General features: G+C 58.4%; 17 protein-coding genes and 2 pseudogenes. 14 read left to right on the top strand and 5 right to left on the bottom strand.

The window, feature by feature from the left end; genetic code table 11:
* Positions 1-125 precede the first annotated feature (125 nt).
* The 3 genes and pseudogenes from FB481_RS11940 to FB481_RS11930 all read right to left on the bottom strand — a co-directional run bounded on the left by FB481_RS11940 (position 126) and on the right by FB481_RS11930 (position 2,769).
* Positions 126-1,480, bottom strand: a pseudogene (locus FB481_RS11940) (APC family permease).
* Between the two features lie 234 nt (positions 1,481-1,714).
* On the bottom strand, positions 1,715-1,957 hold the full coding sequence (locus FB481_RS11935; protein WP_147176508.1) for a hypothetical protein: 243 nt from the start codon (positions 1,955-1,957) through the stop codon (positions 1,715-1,717).
* A 611-nt stretch (positions 1,958-2,568) separates the two neighbouring features.
* Positions 2,569-2,769, bottom strand: coding sequence for a hypothetical protein (locus FB481_RS11930; RefSeq protein ID WP_218571904.1), 201 nt, complete (start codon positions 2,767-2,769; stop codon positions 2,569-2,571).
* 20 nt (positions 2,770-2,789) lie between these two features.
* On the opposite strand from FB481_RS11930, the pseudogene FB481_RS11925 reads away from it, so the two are divergent.
* The 4 genes and pseudogenes from FB481_RS11925 to FB481_RS11910 all read left to right on the top strand — a co-directional run.
* Positions 2,790-2,984: pseudogene (locus tag FB481_RS11925) on the top strand (UTRA domain-containing protein); the annotation flags it as partial.
* Between the two features lie 328 nt (positions 2,985-3,312).
* On the top strand, positions 3,313-4,173 hold the full coding sequence (locus FB481_RS11920; protein ID WP_147176507.1) for an RNA ligase family protein: 861 nt from the start codon (positions 3,313-3,315) through the stop codon (positions 4,171-4,173).
* A 14-nt stretch (positions 4,174-4,187) separates the two neighbouring features.
* A complete protein-coding gene (locus FB481_RS11915) occupies positions 4,188-5,318 on the top strand; it encodes an AAA family ATPase (protein ID WP_147176506.1) in 1,131 nt (376 codons plus the stop codon).
* A 137-nt stretch (positions 5,319-5,455) separates the two neighbouring features.
* Positions 5,456-6,010: a hypothetical protein gene (locus FB481_RS11910; RefSeq protein WP_147176505.1), complete on the top strand. Its 555-nt coding sequence runs from the start codon at positions 5,456-5,458 to the stop codon at positions 6,008-6,010.
* A 333-nt stretch (positions 6,011-6,343) separates the two neighbouring features.
* Here FB481_RS11910 and FB481_RS11905 read toward each other — a convergent pair whose 3' ends face one another.
* Positions 6,344-8,263, bottom strand: coding sequence for an ATP-binding protein (locus FB481_RS11905; RefSeq protein WP_147176504.1), 1,920 nt, complete (start codon positions 8,261-8,263; stop codon positions 6,344-6,346).
* A gap of 319 nt (positions 8,264-8,582) precedes the next feature.
* Between FB481_RS11905 and FB481_RS11900 the strand changes: the two genes are divergently transcribed.
* Together FB481_RS11900 and FB481_RS23430 are read left to right on the top strand one after the other, a co-directional pair.
* Positions 8,583-10,301 (top strand): sensor domain-containing phosphodiesterase, encoded by a 1,719-nt coding sequence (locus tag FB481_RS11900; protein WP_256662744.1) that lies wholly within the window; start codon positions 8,583-8,585, stop codon positions 10,299-10,301.
* A 340-nt stretch (positions 10,302-10,641) separates the two neighbouring features.
* Positions 10,642-11,958: a PAS domain-containing methyl-accepting chemotaxis protein gene (locus tag FB481_RS23430; protein ID WP_147176502.1), complete on the top strand. Its 1,317-nt coding sequence runs from the start codon at positions 10,642-10,644 to the stop codon at positions 11,956-11,958.
* Between the two features lie 569 nt (positions 11,959-12,527).
* Here FB481_RS23430 and FB481_RS11890 read toward each other — a convergent pair.
* Positions 12,528-13,400 (bottom strand): WYL domain-containing protein, encoded by an 873-nt coding sequence (locus FB481_RS11890; RefSeq protein ID WP_147176501.1) that lies wholly within the window; start codon positions 13,398-13,400, stop codon positions 12,528-12,530.
* A gap of 115 nt (positions 13,401-13,515) precedes the next feature.
* On the opposite strand from FB481_RS11890, the gene FB481_RS11885 reads away from it, so the two are divergent.
* The 8 genes from FB481_RS11885 (at position 13,516) to FB481_RS11850 (ending at position 21,860) form a co-directional block, all read left to right on the top strand.
* Positions 13,516-13,794, top strand: coding sequence for a hypothetical protein (locus FB481_RS11885; protein ID WP_147176500.1), 279 nt, complete (start codon positions 13,516-13,518; stop codon positions 13,792-13,794).
* A 646-nt stretch (positions 13,795-14,440) separates the two neighbouring features.
* Complete coding sequence (locus FB481_RS11880; protein ID WP_256662743.1) at positions 14,441-15,166, top strand: VWA domain-containing protein; 726 nt, start codon at positions 14,441-14,443, stop codon at positions 15,164-15,166.
* The gene (locus FB481_RS11875; RefSeq protein WP_147176499.1) at positions 15,166-15,435 is read left to right on the top strand and encodes a WXG100 family type VII secretion target; all 270 of its coding nucleotides are present in this window, start codon (positions 15,166-15,168) and stop codon (positions 15,433-15,435) included. Before FB481_RS11880 ends, FB481_RS11875 begins: the two co-directional genes overlap by 1 nt.
* 16 nt (positions 15,436-15,451) lie before the next feature.
* Complete coding sequence (locus FB481_RS11870) at positions 15,452-16,762, top strand: hypothetical protein (protein ID WP_147176498.1); 1,311 nt, start codon at positions 15,452-15,454, stop codon at positions 16,760-16,762.
* The gene (locus FB481_RS11865) at positions 16,759-17,094 is read left to right on the top strand and encodes a hypothetical protein (protein WP_147176497.1); all 336 of its coding nucleotides are present in this window, start codon (positions 16,759-16,761) and stop codon (positions 17,092-17,094) included. The genes FB481_RS11870 and FB481_RS11865 overlap by 4 nt, the downstream gene beginning before the upstream one ends.
* Positions 17,087-17,317 carry a hypothetical protein gene (locus tag FB481_RS11860; RefSeq protein ID WP_147176496.1) on the top strand — a complete coding sequence of 77 codons (231 nt, stop codon included), beginning with the start codon at positions 17,087-17,089 and terminating at the stop codon, positions 17,315-17,317. Before FB481_RS11865 ends, FB481_RS11860 begins: the two co-directional genes overlap by 8 nt.
* A complete protein-coding gene (locus FB481_RS11855) occupies positions 17,314-20,079 on the top strand; it encodes an FtsK/SpoIIIE domain-containing protein (protein ID WP_147176495.1) in 2,766 nt (921 codons plus the stop codon). Before FB481_RS11860 ends, FB481_RS11855 begins: the two co-directional genes overlap by 4 nt.
* Positions 20,076-21,860: a Card1-like endonuclease domain-containing protein gene (locus tag FB481_RS11850; protein WP_147176494.1), complete on the top strand. Its 1,785-nt coding sequence runs from the start codon at positions 20,076-20,078 to the stop codon at positions 21,858-21,860. The genes FB481_RS11855 and FB481_RS11850 overlap by 4 nt, the downstream gene beginning before the upstream one ends.
* Positions 21,861-21,901 lie beyond the last annotated feature (41 nt).

Raw genomic sequence — 21,901 nt, 5'->3', positions numbered from 1 at the left:
AAACGTTGGAGATACCATCGAACCATAACCCCGCATCACAGCCCGGTCATTAGCACAGGCGTGCTAATGGCACAGTGAAACTGACCACCACGCCGCTGTGCTTCACCCCTTCCCTGTCACCACATTCAACCGTCCATCACCTTGTAGTCCTCGGCCTTCAGCGGCTTCACCCCGCCGGCCCGGCTGATGCCGTACAGCACCACGCCGACCAGCAATAGCGCGCCGGCCCGTAGCCAGGTTTGCGCATCCTGCTGGGTCATCAGCAGCAGGCACGAAGCGACGCCGAGCACCGGCACCCAGGTCGGCACGCGGAAGTGATCCGCCGCTACCTTGTCACGGCGCAGCACCAGTACCGCCAGGTTGGTGCTGATGAACACGAACAGCAACAACAGCAGCACGGTCTGCGCCAGGGTGGCCAGCGAGCCGGTCAGCGTCAGCACGATGGCCACCAGCGTGGCCGCCACGATTGCCGCCGCCGGTGTGCGCCGCTCGGGCAGCACACCGCCCAGCAAACGCGGCAACAAGCCCTGATGGGCCATGCCATAGGCCAGGCGGCTGGCCATGATCATCGTCAGCAAGGCGCCGTTGGCCACGGCGATCAACGCGATAAAGGCGAACAGCTGCGCCGGGATGCCCAGGCCCGAGGCCTTCACCACCTCCAGCAGTGGCGCCGTGGAATGGGCCAACTGTTCCACGGGCATCACCACCGCCGCACCGATGGCCACCGCCATGTAGATCGCCCCGGCTAGCAGCAGCGCACCGAAAAGCGCCCGCGGGTAGGTCTTGCGCACGTCACGAATCTCCTCGGCGAGATTGGCCGAGGTCTCGAAACCCACGAAGGAATAGAACGCCAGCAGCGCAGCACCCAGCACTGCATAGGCCGGGTTGACCCCCGCCTTGAACTCCACCACCCGGCCGAAATTCCCCTCGCAGCCGCGCAGGAACCACGCTGCGGCGACGATCACCAGCAGCAGGCCAGAGAGCTCGATGGTGGTCATCACCAGGTTGGCCGACAGCGACTCCCTGATGCCCCGCGCATTGAGCGCGCATTGAGCAGGCCGATCACCACCAGAAAAACCAGCGCCGCCACATGGGCGGGCATGTCGACAACCGCCGCCAGGTAGTCCCCGGCGAACGCCAGAGACAGCCCCGCCGCGCTGGTAACCGCCGCCGCCAGCATGCAAAAGCCCACCAGAAACGACACCAGCGGCGACTGGTACGCCCTGGCCGCAAACACGGCGGAAGCACCAGCATGGGGGTACTTGGTAACCAGCTCGGCGTACGAACCCGCTGTAAGCAACGCAAAGCCCAGCGCCACCAGCAAAGCCACCCAGACCGCGCCGCCCACCTCTCCAACGATCACTCCTGCCAACGCATACACCCCGGCGCCCAGCACATCGCCGAGAATGAACAATGTCAGCATCGAGCCGGTGATGGCGCGCTTCAACGTGGGAGTTGGCGGCGTATTTGCGGCGGGCATTGTTCACGTCCTGTTTGTCTGTGCAGCCAAGCCAAAGCCAGATGCAGTGCGCCCTTGTAGTCCACTAACAACCGCAAGGCAGAATCACAATTAGAGGGAATCAGCGAAGGTGTGGGAGCGGGCCATGCCCGCGAAAAATCCCAGACACAACCAACCCCCATTCCAAAGAATGGCATCACGCTCGGCCACACCTATCAAGGAAAAAGCAACCAACTCAGCGCCTAGGAAAGATGACTAACGCTCATCCGTCCGCGCCGTACCATTCTCACGCTCTTTCAGCGCATCCTGATCCGAACCCGGATTGCCCGCTGGCGGCGTCCAGTCCACACGATTTTTCTTGGCCTCGGCCTCGTTGCTGCCCTGCTTGGGCTCTGACTTGGCCTTCTCCAACCCCGAGCCATGCCCTGCCCCGGTATCCACCTGCTTGTCGCTGGAAGACTCGAAAGCGGATTCCGATTCGTTATGTTCGACTGCCATGACCACACTCCCGTAACGACGCAGGACATCTGCGCATACAGGTCTGAAAGGGGTAGATAGAGGGAGTGCAACGATTGCGACGAGCGGCATCAGCTAACTTAGCACTGGGCAAATTAGAACCTGTTCGCCGAATAGTTAGCTAATACAAATACACGCGGCATTTGGCGTACTGCTTTAGTGTCCGAAGCCGCTAATATTGCGAAATATTAATCCTACGAAATTGTGGCCTGGTCACTAGTACTCGTTTTCAATTGACACTTATATCCAAACGAATAACAGCGAGGTGTAACAGGCACGCACTAAAGCCAGCAGATATGGGCTATTGCGCTTTGCACGGCACACCGACTTACCCGTGAGTGCCGCTGCTCTCGTCTGTGCAGACTGTTTTTTGGGCCAGCGGAGTGCCGGCCGCTTTTATCTTGCCCTCCACCTATTTTGCGCATTCTGGGCCGCTGGGTTGAATGGCTAATTAGAAAAAGTGGGGGCTCCACCCTCACCGGACAGTGGTGAGCCCCCCAACGAACCCGAGTTAGGCATGGCGTACTACATCTACATCCGCAATTTGGACCGCGCCAGGCGCGCTAGCAGAAACATGTGTTTCGATCCTGCTGCTAAGCTGAGCGCTGTATCAACAAGCCTCGCAGCAGCAGATCCAGAGCGCTGATTACTCGTTTCAATCGCTTGGAACTCTCTCGCTCGGCAATCCAGAACGCCGCCTCGAACAAACTGCCATATATCAGCGATGCCAACGCCCCGGCGTCCGCTTCAGCAACAACACCCTGCTCAATCAGATTTTCGATCAGGCGCTGCATGGACTCGATGTAATGCTGCTTACGAATTCATCGAGAAGACCTTGCAGCTGCAAATCAGCTACTTGCAACGCACCATCGAGGCCGTCCCCCGCGGCGCGGACGACCTCAAGCACCTCGATCTGGACGAGCAGAGTCACGTGATTGTCGTCAGCAACCAGACCCAGTCAGGGCATACGCTAGATAAGTTTTACTTTTCCGATGTCGCGCGCAGGTAGAACTCCTGGAGGCCATGGAGCCCGCACGAGTCGTGCTGCCTCGCCGTGACACCACCCTTCTCAAGCGGAAGGCGCACCACTTGCATCTCATCGACATCAACGACCAGATAAGTATTGACTTCTTATTTTTTTGGCTGTTGAATTCGCGCCCTTATTTCAACCTCCCTTCTCAAGTGGTGAACGAAGTGCCCTGCTCCAGCCAACAAGCCTGATACCGACGACGGTCCATCGTGCCTGATGGCTGCCTGCGCACTTGCGTGGCCGCTTCCCACATTTTGCCCGCCTGAACCCTTGTCGTCGGTTTTCCCAATTGCAATGGAGAAAACCCATGAACATGGATTTCCGCGCCTATGCGCAAAACCTCGAGCTACACAAATACCCACGCACGCCCCACCTGGAGAGCTCTCGCCTGCAGCCGGGCGATACCGATAGCGATCAAGTCTGTTATGCCTCGCTGAGCGGGCAGTGGCTGGTCGTCGAGGAAAAACTGGACGGCGCCAATGCCGGCATCAGTTTCTCCGCGGCCGGTGAACTCCTGCTGCAATCGCGTGGCCACTACCTGACCGGTGGCGGTCGGGAGCGTCAGTTCAACCTGTTCAAGCAGTGGGCCGTGGCCCACGAGGACTGGTTGCTGAGCCGCCTTGAAGACCGCTACGTGCTGTTCGGCGAATGGATGCACAAGAAGCATTCGGTGTTCTATGACCGCCTGCCGCACTTCTTCTGCGAGTTCGATATCTGGGATCGGGCCCATGGCCTGTTCCTGTCGACCGCCGCCCGCCGCCAGTTGCTGCGCGACGGCCCGGTGCTGTCGGTGCCGGTGCTTCATGAAGGGCTAGCACCAGCGCGGCTCAAGGATCTGCTCGAGCTGCTCGGCGATTCCCAGGCCAAGTCGCCGGCATGGCGCAGCGCCTTCGAAGCCATAGTGCAGCGCGAAGGCCTGGACATGGAACGGGCCTGGCGACAGTGCGACAAATCGACGGTGATGGAAGGCCTATACCTGAAGCTCGAAGACGAGAAACAAACCAACGGACGCCTCAAGTGGGTTCGCCAGGACTTCGTCCAGGCGATCCTCGATGCGGACCAGCATCATGCGAACCAGCCGTTCATTCCCAATCTGCTGGCCGACGGGGTAGACCTCTACGCCCCTCGCCTGTCGATGGACTGGAATGGCCAGCGGTCTGGTTACTGAAGGAGAACAACAAAATGGATATTCAACAACTGCAGGGCCTGGTTCCAGAACCGGGCCAGCGCTTCGACGCGCAGGCATGCCTGGAGGCGATTCCGGGCCTGCAACGTTTGGCCAGCACGCCCCAGGACCCGCACTACCATGCCGAGGGCGACGTATGGGTTCATACCTGCATGGTGGTCGAGGCCTTGCTCGCGCAACCGCGCTATCAGCAGGCTACCGAGGAGCAGCGCTTGGTGCTGTTCCTGGCCGCGCTATTGCACGACATCTCGAAGCCGGACACCACGGTGATCGATAGCGAAACCGGGCGCATCGGCCAGCCAGGGCACTCGCGACGCGGCGCCGTGGATGCACGCCTGCTGCTGTGGCGGACTGGCCTGCCCTTCGAGTTGCGCGAGCAGGTCTGCCGGATCATTTCGGTGCACCAATTGCCGTTCTTCGCGCTGTCGGGCAACCGCAGCGGGCAGAGCCCGGAGTTCATCCTGCACAAGCTGTCGTGGGAGCTGCCGGTATGGATGCTCTGCGCGGTCGCGGAAGCGGACATGCAGGGGCGCACCTACGTGGGCAAGCAGGCCGTGCTCGACGAGATCGAGCTGTTTCGCGAGCTGGCCGCCGAGGAAGGCTGCCTGCACGGGCCACGGGCGTTCGTCGATGACTACACCCGGATCCAGTACTTCCGCGGTGCCCGGGTGCATCCCGACTACCCGCTGCATGAGCCGGAAGGCTCGCAGGTCATCATGCTGTCCGGCATGCCGGCCAGTGGCAAGAACACCTGGGTGGCCAAACACCACCCGGATCTGCCGGTGATCTCCTTCGACGACGCCCGCGAGGCCCTGGGCCTGCGCCATGGCGAGAACGAAGGCGCCGCCGCGCACTTCGCCATCGACCGGGCCAAGTCGCTGCTGCGCGAGAAACAGCCCTTTGTCTGGAACTCCACGCACCTGTCGGCGCAGATGCGCAAGAAGACCCTCGACCTGCTGTACGCCTACCAGGCCAAGGTGCAGATCCAGTATCTGGAAATGCCAGAGAAGGAGATTTACCGACGCAACAGCCGGCGCGACACCAGCCTGCGTAACGAGGATATTCGCCGCATGCTGTTCAAGTGGGAAGTGCCCCTGCCAAGCGAGGCGCACCAGGTTCACTACTGAAACTGACGTGAGCAGAGATGAGATAAGAGCTCTCAATATCGCTCACAAATTTATAGCAATGTATCCAGCTGCTTAGGGTCGACTTCCATAGCGAGCGCTCAATGGGTGGGCGCCCAATACCAGGATCAGTTTTTCCCATGCGATACGCAGTACTTCGTCCGCTCAGTTTGCTCAACCGGATCAATCGCAAAGCGTGCATCACCCTCACCGCTATAGCCGGTTTTACGATTTTATCGGGCTGCGTAGCCAATGATGAAAGCGGGAGCGACGCTTTATCTAACGGCTCTCAGATGGTCTCAACCAGCACCAAACTTTCGCCCCTTAACGAAAGCGATATCACGGGAAATCCGGTTAAGGGAGAGCTTGTATGCACTTTCTCCGCCGGGCGCAGCACGTTCTTGTACGGTGCCGGAAACGTGGCAACCAAGGGTGACTCAGAGGGGATTCTGAAGTTCGGCGACCAGGTGATAAAGGTCCACGCCCCGGGTGGGTTCGACTCCATGCAACATGGCACCCTATTCAAGGGCGAGCGTGTGGTGGCCGAAGTGAAGCTGAAGGAGAAGGAGAAAGCCGATCAGCCTGAGAAAGCTGGAACTGACGGAGCGGCCTCCTTCCCTGCCGCAACCCTCACCTACATCCGAAATGACAGTTCGATGCGTGCCATTGAGGGCAACTGGGAGTGCGGACCTTGATTCGGTCCTGCCTTGCACCACTTCTCCTGAGACTTCAGCACTTGCCCCCCAGCGCTCTGCACCGCTGAAAAGATATGAGCAAGCGCAATAAAGCCCGCTGATGCGGGCTTTCTTTCTTGTTAATCCTGGCTGGAAGCGCGTGCCGCACGCGTGACAAAGCTACGTACGGCGCCATTCTTCCAGCTTGGTCAAAGGTTAGGCAGCAGCAAAAATGTGCCAGGCTGGCGACGTTAGGCCATTAAAAATGACCCGGTGATGATATTGACGCCCTTGAGGCCGCCCCATGAGTGAAGCATCAGGCGCTTGCAGATCAGCGGCAGTAGCTGAGCGGCCTCAGCCCTGGGTCAGAAGACGCTGAACCATGCCCTTCAGCTCCTTTGCCGCGAAGGGCTTCAGCAGTAGTTCGGTCTGTCCGCTTTTCAGCGCGATCGCCGGGACGGCATTTTCCACGAAGCCTGAAATAAACAGCACTTTGAGCGTCGGGCACCTGTCGAGCGCGGTCACAGCCAATTCGTCACCACTCATGCCACCGGGCAAGCCGATGTCCGTGATAAGTAACACTGCATCGGATTCACCCGCCAACTCCAGTAACGCTTGTGCAGCGGTTCCGACCTTTGTGACTCGATAGCCCACCTCCTCCAACGTCTCGGCGATGAGGTCACGAATGGCAATCTCATCGTCGACCACAAGCACTCTGGCGTTATCCACCGGGAAATCGTACTCATCAGTGGTAGACACGCCGGCATCGACGCTTGAGTTCTGACTGTGATGCAGTGGCAGCAGAAGACTTACCGAAGTGCCCTTTCCCACTACCGATTCGATCCAAGCATCACCCGATGATTGCTGAGCAAAGCCATACACCATTGAAAGACCGAGGCCTGTACCAGAGCCTAGGGGTTTGGTGGTAAAGAATGGATCAAACGCCCGTTCAAGCACGCTTTGTGGCATCCCCATACCTGTATCCGTTACTCGAAAAAGTGCGTATTGCCCAGCGTTCAGAGTTGCAGTGCGCTGGGAAGTATCTATACGGGTCTGTCGGATTTCGATCTGCAGCCGGCCTCCGTGAGGCATGGCATCGCGCGCGTTGATGCACAGGTTCAGTATCGCGTTTTCCAGCTGATGGGCATCACAAAAGCACAGCAAGGCGTTTTCCGGTGCGAGTATCTCCAGTTCTATCCGCGGTGTGAGGGTTCTGCTGATCAGCTCTCTCATATCCTGAGCCAGCATCGCGAGGTCCACGACTGAACTGGCCAAGGGCTGACGCCTTGCATAGGCCAGCAGTCGGTGCGTCAGCGAGGCAGCACGACCGGACGCAGTACGGGCGAGTCCGAGGTATCGAGGCAGCTCCTCTTGATTTCCCTGGGCGATACGCTGCTCCAACATATCCAGGCTGCCAGTGATCACAGTGAGCAGGTTATTGAAGTCGTGAGCCAGTCCTCCTGTTAGCTGGCCCACAGCTTCCATCTTTTGGCTTTGCTGCAACTGCGAGCTTACTTTTTCGAGCGCTTCCTGACGTTCCTTGTTCAAGGTGATGTCCCGTGCGACCGCGAAGTACAGCCCCTGTCGACGTGTAATTCTCCAATTCAGGTGGAGCGGTTTGCCATTGGTGCGGAACCCTTGGGTATCAAGCTCTGCAATCCCCCCTTTGCCAAGCGTGCGCAGCGCATCCGACAGTTGTGATGGGGAGATGAAGCTGAAAAACGCACCGTTCTTGAGCGCCTGCTCAGAATGCCCAGTTTCACTTTGCCAGGTCGGATTCATCGCCACCACGTCGCCACCCTCGGACAGCGTACAGATCAGGTCAGGGGACACATTCCAGATGCCATCGCGCTCCAGAGTACGACGCTCGACCTCCTGTTCCAGACGGTCATTGACACCGGAGAGCGTGTTCAGGGTTCTTCGGAACAAGGCGCAGACAATGGCCATACCGAACGTGACCAAGGCGAAACTCGCGCTGCTGAGCCAGGCGGTCAAGCCATCGTTGAGGCCGATTTCGCCAATGAAAAAGTAGTGGGCTGTGAGCACTGCCAGAACGCAGCCCAGAAGAGACGGGACCACACCGAAGCAGAAACCAACGAGCATCAGACCAGGAATGAAAAACAGGTACGGTAGCGCCGTGAAGGGAAGCTGAGTGCGCACGATTCCACAAAGAGCTATGACCACGACAGTGCCCACATAGCGAATCGGCGTGCTTGGTTGAATCCGCGCCAGTCGGCGTACCAGCTCAAGGCTGCGAGAGAGGAAATTAATCAAATGTGGCTCCGTTAGGGCCGGGTGGAAAGATCGAATGCTAGTGGTGAACAGCCGATACGGCGAAGATTTGTCATCGCCGGGATTTATCGGCAATCAGTGCTTCAGCTTTAAGCAATTCACAGTCAAAGCCTATAGTTTCTAACTAAGAGCGTGATGGCTAACTACAATTGTGGATGTATGGCGAGGTGATAAGCTCAAGGCACTCCATGAACACCTAAGCAAGGTGTTCCCAGCATCCCTGTACCCCGTAGTAGCCAACATGACCACGTGCAACTTATCACCTGAAGAAGAACGAGCACGCCTAGTCGACGTAGATCGCTTGACCTCGGATCTGGAGAGTGGCTCGGACCCTGTGCTCAATGGCATCGTTGCAATGGTTTCCAGCTATTTTAGTGTGCCCACTTCTTTGGTCAGCATCATCGAACGCGAGTATCAGGTTTTCAAAGCGCGTGTGGGCATGGAGCCTGAACGGACGTCGCGGGAAATGTCTTTCTGCGTGCACGACCTCGATAAAGGGGCAGTACTGGAAATATGCAATCCTGCCACCGACCCGCGTTTCTCGGACAACCCCCTCGTGACGGGCGCGCCGTTCATACGCTATTACGCGGGTACCCCACTGACCATCCAATCAGGGCGCAATCTGGGCAGGCTCTGCGTGATCGACCATGAGGCCCGCGCGCCAATGGACGAGCAAGGCCGAACTCTGCTACGTAACGCGGCCAAGGTTGTGGTGGCGCGACTGGAATCCATACATCGCTCGCACTACATCGACCCAATGACAGGTTTACCCAACCGCCAGCGGTTTGAAGCGGACATTTTGCAGGCAGCTGAGCAGGATGACCGAGTCGCTATCCTTATCGAGCCGCTATCCGCAATAGCGCTGGACCGTTTGGCAAAGTCCCTTGGGAGAGAGTTTTTCACCAATTTCATGCTGGCGGTCAAAGAACTGCTACTGGAGTTGCTGCCCACTGGAGCACGCTTGTACCGCTCCGGCACCTTGGGCTTTGTCGTACTCTTGAGCCGTCGGACACTGTCGATATCCAACCTAGTCGACAGCGTGGTGCACGCTTTCCAACGGCCTATGTACTGCGCGGACATTCCCGTTTTTTCCGACGTAGGGATCTGCGTACTGCAGCTTGAACGCGAAACCGGCGCATCCAAAGACGTCCTGCGTTTGATGTCCAGCATTACCGATACTGCGCGTCGGAGTGAGCGACGTTGGCTCGATTATGATCCTGTGATCGATTCAGGTCTGCGTCGCAGCACGGCAGTGCTCAATGACATCGAAGCGGCCCTTGCCGCCTCAGATCAGTTTCGACTGGTCTATCAGCCTCGTATCGACCTGGGCAGCAACCGATGCGTTGCCGTCGAGGCGCTGCTACGGTGGTCGCACCCTACGCTGGGTGAGATAAGCCCCGCTGAATTCATCCCGCTGGCCGAAACCACGGCCTCTATTCGTCACATCACTAGCTGGGTAGTGCGACGCGTCTGCAAGCAGTTGTCGGATTGGCATGCTCAGGGCCTGGAAATGACTGCCTCCTTGAACGTATCTGCCCTGGATTTGACCGACGGGCATCTGTTCGATCAGCTGGTCGAAGCACTGGAAGCGTTCGGGGTAGCCCCAAGGTTGATCGAGCTCGAATTCACCGAGAGTGTCCTGGTAACCGATTTTGAGACCGTGCGAGTTCAGCTGCAGCGTTTTCGTGATCTGGGCGTGGGCATTGGGATCGACGACTTTGGCAGTGGTTACAGCAACTGGGCCTACTTGCGCCAGATCCCGGCAACCAGCGTCAAGCTCGATCGCTCACTGCTGGCTGATCTCCAACCGGGTAACAGCGAATGGCACATCATCCGGGGCCTGATCAGCTTGGTGCGGGACCTTAGCCTGATCGTCGTGGCTGAAGGGGTTGAAACAGATTTGCATTACCACCTGCTGCGCGGCTGGGGCTGTCAGCAGGGTCAGGGCTATTACTTCGCCAAGCCATTGTCACCGGTCGACCTCATTGACTGGCTTAAAAAAGGTGGCGGGCTCTCATAGCACCATTGCTGAGGTACTTACTTTTTCCCTAAAAGGCTGGAAGGAATTCACGCCGCGTCAAACAACACCAACTTGAAGTTGATCAATTTTTGGGAATTGAGGTCAGAAGAAATCCCTCTTCTTCCTGACGCAGAGCTGTCAGAGCTCTAAAGTAATCGAAGCCAAAGGTACGGCGGATTGCTGCCCCGGTATAAAAGCAGCTAACAGCCATCGAGCCAAAGGCTAGGTGGGTTGCATTCAGATGATAATTTTATACGTGGATCCGCATCTTCAACGACCTCTAACGATATTTCGCAAGAAGAATTCTCCACCCACCCTTAGCCGTTGCATTGAGGTCATCATGTTCGGTTCACAGCTTCGCAATGAGTTGCAAGCCTACAAAAATCGCTTTGAAAACGTTGATCAGAAAATGGCGGCGATTCGCAGCAGTATGGCGATGATTGTGTTCACTCCGACTGGAGAGATCGTGGACGCAAATCAGGCATTTCTGAACGTAGTGGGTTATCACCTCGAGGAAGTGGTAGGTCAGCACCACCGAATTTTTTGCCCTGTAAGCTTGGTGAATAGCCCGGAATATCGCCAATTCTGGAGCCGACTCTCCAAGGGTGAAAGTTTCAGCAGCCGCTTTATGCGGCTGACCAAAGATGGCAGCGAGATCTGGCTTGAAGCGACCTATATGCCGGTGCACAACGGCGCGGGTCAGGTGGTGAGCGTTATCAAAATCGCAGCCGATATCACCAGGCAGATACAGGCAGACAACAAACAAACCAGCCTGCTTAGCGCCATTGATCGCTCAATGGCCGTAATTGAATTCAATCTGAACGGTGAGGTACTCGAAGCAAACGAAAACTTCCTGAAGACCATGGGTTACCGTTTGGACGAGATTCGTGGCAAGCACCACCGCCTGTTTTGCGAACCTGCGGAGGTTAACAGCGATGACTATCGCCGTTTTTGGCAGCGTTTGAATCAGGGCGACTACATACACGAAGTTTTCAAGCGCGTTGCCAAAAATGGCCGTGTTGTATGGCTTAGAGCGACTTACAATCCTCTTTATGATGTTGCCGGAAAACTCTATGGAGTTGTTAAGTTCGCGAGTGATATCACCGCGCAGGTAGAACGCCGAAACGCTGAGTCGGAAGCCGCGCAATTGGCCTATGAGATAGCCCGGGAAACGGATGAGAGCTCGGTAAAGGGGGCTGCCACTGTAGATGAGACGATGCAGGTAGTTCGCGGAATTTCCGAAGAGCTCGATAAGGCATCTGAGCAAATCAGCGCACTCAGTATTCAATCGGAACGCATCAACAGTATTGTTCAGGTCATCAAGGGCATCGCCGATCAGACCAATTTACTCGCACTCAATGCAGCGATTGAGGCTGCCAGAGCGGGCGAACTTGGGCGGGGCTTCGCCGTGGTGGCAGATGAAGTTCGTAACCTGGCGTCTCGAACCAGCCAAGCTACCGTGGAAATCAACGAAGTTGTTCAACTGAACCAGAACCTGACGCAGAGCGCTGTAGCGAGCATGCTAGGTAGCCAGGAGAAAGTGAAGAAAGGTGTTGCCCTAGCAGGCCAGGCCGGAGACGTCATGCTTGAAATCCGCGCAGAGGCAAAGCGGGTAGTAAGCGCCGTCGGGCAACTGCGGCAGACCGTTCAAGAATAGGCCAGAGACCACAACAGACGCCACAAGAAGGCCGAGGATCGCTGGATAGTTTTGCGCAGCTTTTGCGCCAGTGTTGCGCAAGCCCTGAAATGAAAAAATCCAAGCACCGCTAAGTGCTTGGATTCTAGGGTATTTTGGTCGGGACGGAGTGATTCGAACACTCGACCCCTTGCACCCCATGCCGGAGGTCGACCTTATAAACCATTGATTTTAATTGGATAATTTTGAGCGCTCGCTGCAGCCAATGCTCTACTCTATCCGACGGTATTCAACAATTCCCCGCAAAAGTCCCTGGCCGAGTTTCGGTATTCTGACTACGAACACGCAAATGGCCACTACAGACATATCTTTCATTCAGGACTCACCACCCATACAACTGGCAACACATCTAAAGGAGCCCGCTAAGCCATCCAAACCCGACTCAGATACCCAGAACCCAGATACTTAGGACACCGACTACAGCAACCTCTCGCAGAACCAACCTACGCTCGCGTGTAACGCCCCCTCCAATCAATGTGAGCTTACTCGAGAGCTTCCTTCCTAAAACGGTAGAACCTAACATTGGTCCGTCATTGATAAATCCACCGCTGAAGATCCTCCAGGTTCGCTACCACAATCTGCTGAGCAGCAGCCTTAGCCTGAATCTTATTCGGGTCTATCTGGTATCGCTGCAGCACGTACTGCACCAGAGCACCACGACTTGGAATTAGTAACTGCTCCCGTTGCATGCCGTAATCCTGAGCGACAATAGCCTTCTGCTCAGGCTTTAGCCGAGGATCGGGCTCTATTATCACCGTCACCTCAGTGCACCAACCTGCATCCTGTTCTCGCTCGTGCTCGGAGACGTCGAGTACATCTGGCTCTCCACGGAAGCGACTAAGGACAAAGTCTCGATAGTCCCGATTTTTCTCGCAGAAGGCTCGAGCATGCCAACGCATCCCGGTATAGATGAGGGTATGCGGCGCGATGAGGCGTGTCTCCGGCACCGGGTTGGCGAGTGAAACGTATTCACACTCCAACCGCAGTCCTTCGCGGCAGGCCTTCAGCAGGGGACGGAGCACTTCAGGCCGCACGGAGCGATCCGGCACCTTCAGCACTTCGGTATGCGCATAAGCCAGGGCAAGCCCATCGATGTGTGGTGCCCGTTCCTTGTTCTCACTCAGCAGGTGCAGGTAAGCACTGGCACTATTCTCGATAAATTTCGGCGCGAACTTGAGATTGGGGACATAGCCTTTCAAATGCCTGTCATATGTCAGGTTTTTAGGCGCATGCTCGGTGATGTACGTGTTGATGTCCTTAGATGCTTGCTGTCGGCTGATACCGAAGCTCTGCATCAGGTGCCCCGTGGTTAGCCTCCCTTCCCACCAGGCGACAGTCTCGATCAGCCGATAACGCAGTGCCAGATCCCAACGGATAGATGTGATCGACTGCTTCCGCTTCATTGTGTCCCCTTGTGCTCGAAAACTTTACCTGTACAGGTAAACATCATAGATATGTCGTTAAAAGCTACATACCCTTGCTCCGTCATTCAATGACTTTGGCAAGGAGCGTACTCAAATGGAACTGAAGGCAGCGCTGGTGATTATGCTGGTACCGGTCGCACTCATCATGTTGCTGATTTGGGGCGCATGGAAATTGGAACAGCCCGTTCAACTGCGACAGAAACTCGAAGCGCAGTTCGAGGGTGTGCTGAGTGCACATAACGCGCTGGTAATGCATAACCGCGAGTTGAGTGCCGCCTTGCGCGCCGAACGGGCTCACGCGCAGCAGTTGCAGCGCCAGATGATGCTTATCAACTCGATTGAAGATCTCAAAGGAGTGGAAGATGAATCATGAGATACCCAACAACAACACCGCTCGCAGAGATGAGGGCCGACTGGGGTACTTGCTACGGCTTGAGTGACAATGAACGTTTTTGAACCTGGAGGGGCACATGAAGAATCTTTTTGCGGTTATCGGTTTCATTGTTGTCGTCAAGAGGGGCTACGAACTGTACCGCGAGTACAGCGAATTGAAGCGAGAGCGGGAGGAGCGGACAGCAGGTTAGAAGCGCCAGTCAGGGTGGGTATTGGGACAGACCAGTAAACCGTCACGGTACTGACGCTTAGAGCTCCATTAATGCCTAGCGTCAGACCTTCATCGACGCATGAACCAGGCAGGGCCAGCCCCAACAAACGGATAGCACATCGCTACCCAGTTGAGTAACATCGGCCTTCTCGGCGTCGAGCAGCTGTTTACCAGTTGACGAATCAGAACAAGGAAGTCTCATGCAACAAGGGACAATATCCTGCCAGATCAGGATACGCGCACTCAGCCAGGCCACTGTTTCCCACACATCAGTGGTAGCGCCATACGCAAGCAGACTGAGGTACCTCCATAGAGGATCCTCTGCAACGCATATCTCTATATTTCAAACCTCCGACGCAATCATCGCGATATGCAACGCGCCCTATCCATCCTTATTGATTAAGGAGTATTGCCTTTGAACACTCCCTTTGACCCCTCAAAATTTACAACGCCCAAAGCCAAACCACTACCGGTCATTCTCTTGCTCGATGTCAGCGGTAGCATGAGCGGTGAAAAGATTCAAAACCTCAATGACGCGGTGCGCGACATGCTCAACGTGTTCCGTGGCAACGAGACCAGCGAGACTGAAATTTGGGTCTCGATCATCACGTTCGGCTCGAAGGTAACGCTGCATCAACCCCTGGCCAGTACCAACGACATTCAGTGGGAGGCACTTGCAGCCGGCGGCATGACCCCACTGGGTGTCGCGCTTGAAATGGCTAAGGCAATGATCGAAGACAAGGACGTCGTACCCTCGCGCGCTTATCGTCCGACCGTGGTGCTGGTCTCGGATGGACAACCCGACAAGGGCTGGCAAGGCGCGTTGCGCGAGTTCGTCAACGACGGCCGCTCCGCAAAATGCGACCGCATGGCCATGGCCATCGGTGCCGACGCCGACAAGGCCGTGCTCGGTGCATTCATCGAGGGCACGCAGCACCCGCTCTTCTTCGCAGAGAATGCCCGGCAACTGAAGGACTTCTTCAAGTTCGTGACCATGTCGGTAACCCTCCGCGCCAAGTCGCAGACACCCAACGTCATACCTCCGGCGAGTTCGATCGATGTCCAGCCAGCAACCATCGGCGCCCGGCAGGAAGCAACGGTATTGACCACACCCGAAGCAGACGACGGAGGCTACTGGTAATGGCACAGGCAATCGGGGATCCGGAAGAACTGGAGCGCTTCGCGCAGGCGTTGCAGCGATTCACCGACTCGCTCAACGACAATGTTGGCGCCCTGGACGGCGCCTTCCAGTCGCTCGGTGACACCTGGCAGGACGAGAAACGTTACCAGTTCGAGGAAGAGTTCAACATGCTCGTCCAGCAACTCCATCAGTTCAATGCGAACGCGACAGAACAGGTGCCCTACTTGATCGCCCTGGCGTCGCGCCTGCGCGACTACCTTCAAAGCTGAGGACCTAGCAAGGGCAATGGCACTCGTATCCATAGGGCAAGTGAAAAATCTCGAAGACCTCGTGCGCGACCTGCAGGCCGTTCATGAGAGCCTGGAGGCATCCTGCCGTGCACAGGTTGCCCTGGCAGAGCACAAGTACGAAGACGCTCAAAACGCCTCCCGGCACAGCGAGAGCTTGCTGGACGACGCCATGCAGCAGGAACTGGACGCCACCCAGGTGTCCGAGGACGCCCAGCAGGCCGTGGACACCGCATACGCCAGTCTCGACGCCGCCGAGAGTTCGCTGTCCAGTTGTATCGCCCAACCGCTCGACGAAGACGGGTCGAGTCCTGATTGCTCCTGGGAGCACGACTGCGCTGAACAGGCCAGGGCCGAGGTGGACCAGGCTTGCAACGCGCTGGAGCAGGCACGGGCCGACCTCGAACGGGCCATGAAGAACCGAATGGCCATGGAACGTCGTCTGGAAATGACCAGGCAGGCGGCCTCGATGGCTGCGCAGGCACTGGCGCAAGCGCAGCAGGAGTGCAATGCACGGCTTCTCTGCGTCGGCCAGGCCATCGATCTCGGTGTTGCACGCCTTTCAGCTGCCCAGCAAGCGCTGGAGGCCTACCTCGCGACCCATCCCGTCGCTGCGGACTTCCGTTCCTGGCTGAAGTGGGACCCGGTGAAACAGGGTGGTGTCGTCACACCGGATGTACTGCGGGATCGAATGAACCTGTCGGCGGAGCATCGGCAGATGCTCCAGGAATACCTGTACGAACGAAATCCCGAGTATCGGGCGAAGGTCGACAGGTTCCGCGAGCAATGGGTTGCCGCGAAAGGCGATGTCGAGCGCAACGGGGTCGTGCGCAAGATCCGCATAGAGCTGTGCGGCGAATTCGGTGAGCAATTGGCTCGCCACGCCCTGGCGCCACTGGGTGGTCGCATCGAGACACAAGGGCGGACGTTCGTTGGCGACAACGGCCGGTACACCAAGACCGACCTGCTGATAACTGACCTGCGCGTCCCGGTCGTACTGGGGCGTGGTCCGGGCATGGGGGCACCGGTGGGCGGTTCGCTGGCGTTGGAGGTGAAGTGCGGCAAGGCCCAGTACCTCTACGCGCAAAAGGACCACATGGTGTTCCAGGCCGAAGGACACAAGCAAGCGGATGCGCAATGCACGCTCTGCTCGCGGGACATCAAGGACCTTTCGCCCGAGAAAGAGAAAGAACTGCGCAATGCCTTGCGCGAGGCGGGCTCGCCTCTGATAGGCATGCTGCCGAGCAAGAACGAGATAGACCTGTCCTGTCTTGATTTCATCCGCCAGAGCCAGGAGGAACAGCCATGAAAGTGCGATTTGCCGTAGTGGAGCCTGCCATCCTTGAACAGGTCCGGGCAGGAGTGGAGCAGTTGCAGCGCGCGGTCGATACCGGCGACATGGATGACGTGGACGAGGCCACGGCGCAATTGCTGGAGTTGACTGCAGGCTGCCGCTCGATCGACGTGTCCGAGGAGCGGTGGCAGAGGTTCCTGAGCGAAATCAGGCGCGAGGATCCGGACTTCGAATCCCGTTACCTGCTGCCGGGCGAGCGTTGTGCTTCGTTGCTTCCAGGAATCGCCAGCGATGCGCATGTCCTGGAACTCCCCATGGACGATGAGTCGGGAGATGCCGATGTTTGACGATGTCATGGGACTGATGGCGGCCTGCGCAAACAGGTTCAACGCTGGGGTGCGGGATGGATTCGGCACCTCCATCGCCAGCGAAGTGCTCTTCCCGATCCAAGAGAACATCGCCTACCTGCGCAGTTTCAGCGAAGACTACCAGCGTCAGGTCACGGCCATCGACGGTCTCCTCGAGGAAGCGCAAGGGGTCGGCGCACTGCAAGGGGAGCGTGACGCATGAAGGGATCGCCCGAGCATCCGGACCCGATTGTCTCACGGGCCATGCAAGCCATCGCCGACTATCAGGAAGGCCTCGCCCGCATCGACCGCGAATTCGATGCGGCCGCGACCCGGAGAAAGCAAACCCTTCAGGGGCTGCGCAAAGATGTGCAAACCGCCCTGGCCGCCTCGACGGAAGAGGCCCTACGGCGGCTCGCTGATGAAGAAAGACAGACAACCGCCAGCCGCGCCCAGCGGACAACGGCTTGGCGATCAGCCTTCGTTCGGCAATGGGAGGGAATCGCCACCGACGCGCTGCGTGCGAGCGGGCGGCTTCGCCGCGAACAGCCAGCGTTGACGGATCTGGTCCCTACAACGCCATGGGCGGTCACGGAAATGCCTGCGCGCCTGTATCTCGGCTCCCGGCAACTGGGCTTCGAGGATCTCTGCTGTTCGACGCCAAACGCCATCCCCTTCCCGTTCTCCAGCGCCCTGGCGTTTTCCCAAGGCAACACGGGCCACACGCAGTGGGTATCCGGCCTGCTGCTGCGCTTGCTCTCTGCCCTGCCCCCGGCGCAGCTGGAGCTGACGTTCATCGATCCGCTGCGACTGGGACAATCGGTCGAGCCGTTCCTGCCCCTGCTCAAGGTCGAGCAACTGGTTCCGGCACAACGGGTGCTGACGCGCGCGGACGAGATCGAGTCTGCGCTCGGCCGGCTGACGGATGACATTGAGGAACTGCTCCAGCATCGCTTCAATGACGAGTCCGCCAACTGGTCTGCGTACAACGCGAAGAACCCCGACTGCCGTCTTGCGTACAAGGTGCTGATGCTGTTCGATGCGCCGGAGCAACTGTCCGAAAAAAGCCTGTGGTTCCTCCAACGATTGTGCGAGAACGGCCCGCGCTGCGGCGTCCTGCCGATCATCGCGATCGACGAGTACCGCTTGCAGGACCAGCGCTACGAGAAATTCCGCGCAACCGCAGCACAGGCGGTCGCAGCGTTTGACGCCCTGTTCGCGACCTCGTCCGGCGCGCGCAACGGCCTTTCATCGAGCTGCACGTCTGAGCAATGGCCCAGTCAAGAACAGCTTGGCCCCTACCTTTCGGCGCTCGCCGAAGAGTGCGCCCGGCAGGCGCGCTTCAGCCGGTCCATGGAGGATCTTTGGTCCGGTTTCTCCAAGAGCGCCACGACCTGCGCAGGCTTCGACATCCCGATCGGCTGGACGGCCGCCGGCGCGCCCGCTTCCTTCGTCCTCGGTGCCACGACGTCCGAACACCATGCACTGCTCGCAGGCAAGACCGGGTCAGGCAAGTCGAACCTGCTGCACGTCCTGATCCACTCCCTGTGCCAGCGCTATTCGCCGGCGGAAGTCGACCTTTACCTGCTGGATTACAAGGAATCGACGGAATTCAACATCTATGCTGACCCGCCCCTTCCCCATGCCCGGCTGGTCGCCACGGAAAGCGATCCCGAATACGGAGTCACGGTCCTTCGCCACCTGGTGGGTGAACTGCAGAGGCGCGGACACGTATTCAAGGAAAACAAGGTCTCCGACTTCGCCAAATTCCGCGCCAGCTCCGGTGAGCAGCTACCCAGGATCCTCCTGGTCATCGACGAGTTCCAGGTGCTCTTCGCCGGCACACGCCCGGTAGCGGAGGCGGCAGAACAATTCCTGTCGCAACTGTTGAAGCAGGGGCGCTCATTTGGCATTCATGTCCTGCTCGCCACGCAGACCCTCAAGGGCATAAACGCCATGTCTCTGGGCAGCATCATCACCCAGCTGGGCTGCCGCATTGCCCTGGCCTGCGGCCAGGAAGACTCGGCGATGATCCTGGGCGCGAACAACTGGGCCGCGTCGGAGCTGCAGAGCCCGCCCGAAGGCATCATCAACAATTCCAACGGAGCCAGGTCCGGCAACGTCAAGTTCCTGATACCCCTGGCAGACAGCGACATCTGCCGCGAACACATCAGCACGCTGGCGCAGCATGCCGCGCGCCAGGGCATGGCGGACAAGACCAAGATCTTCAATGGCGCCAGCCTGCCTGAGTCGCCTTGCGCCACTACCTACCAGAAGGTCTGCGCACCAGACGGCGCCCTGCTCCTCGGGCAACAGCTGACGTTCGACGCCGAGATGCTCACGGTTCCGCTCATCCAGCGCCCGGCCTTCAATGTCCTGTTCAGCGGCTACAACGATGCCATCCACGACGGCCTGCTCAACGCAACGCTGTCCAGTCTGGTCGAATCCAACCGTTTCGACGAGATCATTTACTTCAACGCTCGTGGGGTCACCGCGATCGGCGGGTTCACCTCAGCCACGCGCGCGCCGGGCAGTCCCGTACAGGTATTCGATGACATCGCGGCACTCCCGTTGCAGGCGGTCGCCGACGCCATTGGCAGTCGCCGCGTCGCCTTGATCATCGACGGTCTCGATTCGGAAAAGCTGCTGCATCCACAGACCGCCTTCAGGGCCCCAAAGCCGGGTGAGCCGCCCTCCCCCGGCGATCTGCTCAAGCGCATTGCCGAGGATGGCCCGCGCCAGGGGGTGTTCGTATTCGCCTTCGTCGAGCGCTGGCAGCGCTGCGCATCGACCTGCAAGGACCTTCTTTCGTGCTTCGAACTGCGCCTGGGGTATTGCATGAGCGAAGACGACGCCGGCTCGCTGGTCTCCGCCGGCATCGGCAAGTTCAAAGGTCTCGAAAAGCCCAACCGGGCCGTTCTGGTGAACCGAATGACCAGTGAAACGACCTGGTTCCGCCCCTACGTCGCCAAGAGTTCCCTATGAAGAAGTTTCTACTCACCTGGTATGGCATCACGGACTTTCGCGCGTCGCTGGGATTCGAAAGCACGGAAGGTCCGATTGCCGCAGCGCTGGCGGCAGAGGACTATAGCGAAATCGTCATTCTTGGCTACACGCGAAACGACCTCCAGGATCACGTGTCGACACCCACCTGCGCGGACCTGGCGACACGGCTGGCGGCGATCCATGCTGCCAACCAGCAACAGGATCGCGGCGTTACCAACGACTTCGTCTCCACTTTCGCCAATACGCCTGCCGCCCACGCGCACTTCACCCGTTGGCTGGAGGCGCAACTCCCAAGGTTCGGCAGGCAGGCGCGCATTTCGCTGAAGAGCGAAACGCTCCGCGAGCTGAACGACTCCGAAGGCATCTACGCCTGTGCCATGCGCGCCCTGGATTTCGTCGCCAAGGCCGCTGGCGAGAAACTCGTGACGCTGTACCTGAGCCCTGGCACGCCGGTCATGGCGTTCATGTGGGCACTGGCGGCCCTGGCCCATCCTCACCTGAAGAAACGCCTCATCGTCTCGCCCATTGTCGGCAAACCGCCGGAAGCCATTGCCCTGCCCGCCGAATGGCTGGAGCGCCACGGCGCCAGCCAGGCGGCGATCGGCAATGCCCACGAAGGGTTCGCCGTGACCTATCACCTGTTCGGCGAGCAACGCATGCCATCGCTGCTGGGCATCCGCCAGTTCGCCTCGGACCGGCATGTGTTCGTGAACTCCCAGGACTTCCCGGCGACCTGCATGGGCGCGTTCATCCAGGAAGCGGACTTCGACGAACTCCCGGTCGACCCGTGGGACGCCAAGGACGTGCAGGAAAGGATCATCGCCCACGCCAGGACCTTGCCGCCTGGCGCGCGTATCGGTGTGAACCTTACCGGCGGCACCAAGCTGATGTTCGCGGGCGCGCTCTCCGCAGCCCGAGCACTGGGTGCCGTGCCCTTCTACTTCGACAGCCGCAACCAGCGCGTGACCTATGTCGATAGCCTGCGTCGGGAGACCATCCGGCCCATCGACTCGATTGAAACCTTCCTGCTGCTCAATGGCGATGGCCTGAAAGTGTCGACCGTCGAGCCCCAGGACGAGTTATCGCCGGACCGACGCCGCCTGACCAAGACACTGTGGAAATACCGGAGCAAAGTCGCTGACGCCTACCCCGAATTGTGCAGGTACAACAACGAACACGAAAGAAGCCTGCAAAGAGGTGAGCCACTGATACCGTTTCGCATCGAATGCCACGGGTTCGTATTCGCCTTCACTCGGGAAGCCGAGGCATCAGTTGTCGGCAACGGCCTAAACCTGCACTTCAAGCATTGGGCGGACTTCGCCAAATACATGTCCGGTGGCTGGTTCGAAGAGTTCGTCTATCTGCAGTGTAAAACCTACGAGGAGCGCGGCGTCATCCGGGACCTGCGAATCAACCTCACCCTGCAACTTAACCAGGACGGTTCATTCCATCGCGACGTGCAACACAACGAGTTCGACGTCACCTTTACCGACGGGCATTCGCTCTACATCGTCGAGTGCAAGGCGGGCAAGGTCACGCAGGAGCAAGTGATGAAACTGCAGAACCTCGTCCGCTTTTATGGTGGGGTCGAAGGTCGCGGCATCGTCGCCTGCTGCTTCCCTCCAAGGTCGGACTCAGTGCGCAAGAAAATCAGCGACGCGAAGCTGGCACTTTGTTGCGGCGGCTCCTTCCTGGAACAGCTCGATAGCTTGATGAGCGGGATCGCCGCACGCGCCAGGCTGGCCAGGGAGGCGGTATGACGCTCTTTCTGGTGTGCGACACCTCCGGCAGTATGAGCGAG

Source organism: Pseudomonas sp. AG1028 (assembly GCF_007993955.1).
Lineage (GTDB): Bacteria > Pseudomonadota > Gammaproteobacteria > Pseudomonadales > Pseudomonadaceae > Aquipseudomonas > Aquipseudomonas straminea.
Note: the sequence above shows the minus strand (reverse complement) of the source record. Positions and strands in the feature narration are given on the sequence as shown.

Coding starts and splice junctions, on each gene's coding strand:
- FB481_RS11935 (WP_147176508.1), bottom strand. CDS start 1,957: ATGGCAGTCGAACATAACGAATCGGAATCCGCTTTCGAGTCTTCCAGC.
- FB481_RS11930 (WP_218571904.1), bottom strand. CDS start 2,769: ATGCAGCGCCTGATCGAAAATCTGATTGAGCAGGGTGTTGTTGCTGAA.
- FB481_RS11920 (WP_147176507.1), top strand. CDS start 3,313: ATGAACATGGATTTCCGCGCCTATGCGCAAAACCTCGAGCTACACAAA.
- FB481_RS11915 (WP_147176506.1), top strand. CDS start 4,188: ATGGATATTCAACAACTGCAGGGCCTGGTTCCAGAACCGGGCCAGCGC.
- FB481_RS11910 (WP_147176505.1), top strand. CDS start 5,456: ATGCGATACGCAGTACTTCGTCCGCTCAGTTTGCTCAACCGGATCAAT.
- FB481_RS23430 (WP_147176502.1), top strand. CDS start 10,642: ATGTTCGGTTCACAGCTTCGCAATGAGTTGCAAGCCTACAAAAATCGC.
- FB481_RS11890 (WP_147176501.1), bottom strand. CDS start 13,400: ATGAAGCGGAAGCAGTCGATCACATCTATCCGTTGGGATCTGGCACTG.
- FB481_RS11885 (WP_147176500.1), top strand. CDS start 13,516: ATGGAACTGAAGGCAGCGCTGGTGATTATGCTGGTACCGGTCGCACTC.
- FB481_RS11875 (WP_147176499.1), top strand. CDS start 15,166: ATGGCACAGGCAATCGGGGATCCGGAAGAACTGGAGCGCTTCGCGCAG.
- FB481_RS11870 (WP_147176498.1), top strand. CDS start 15,452: ATGGCACTCGTATCCATAGGGCAAGTGAAAAATCTCGAAGACCTCGTG.
- FB481_RS11865 (WP_147176497.1), top strand. CDS start 16,759: ATGAAAGTGCGATTTGCCGTAGTGGAGCCTGCCATCCTTGAACAGGTC.
- FB481_RS11860 (WP_147176496.1), top strand. CDS start 17,087: ATGTTTGACGATGTCATGGGACTGATGGCGGCCTGCGCAAACAGGTTC.
- FB481_RS11855 (WP_147176495.1), top strand. CDS start 17,314: ATGAAGGGATCGCCCGAGCATCCGGACCCGATTGTCTCACGGGCCATG.
- FB481_RS11850 (WP_147176494.1), top strand. CDS start 20,076: ATGAAGAAGTTTCTACTCACCTGGTATGGCATCACGGACTTTCGCGCG.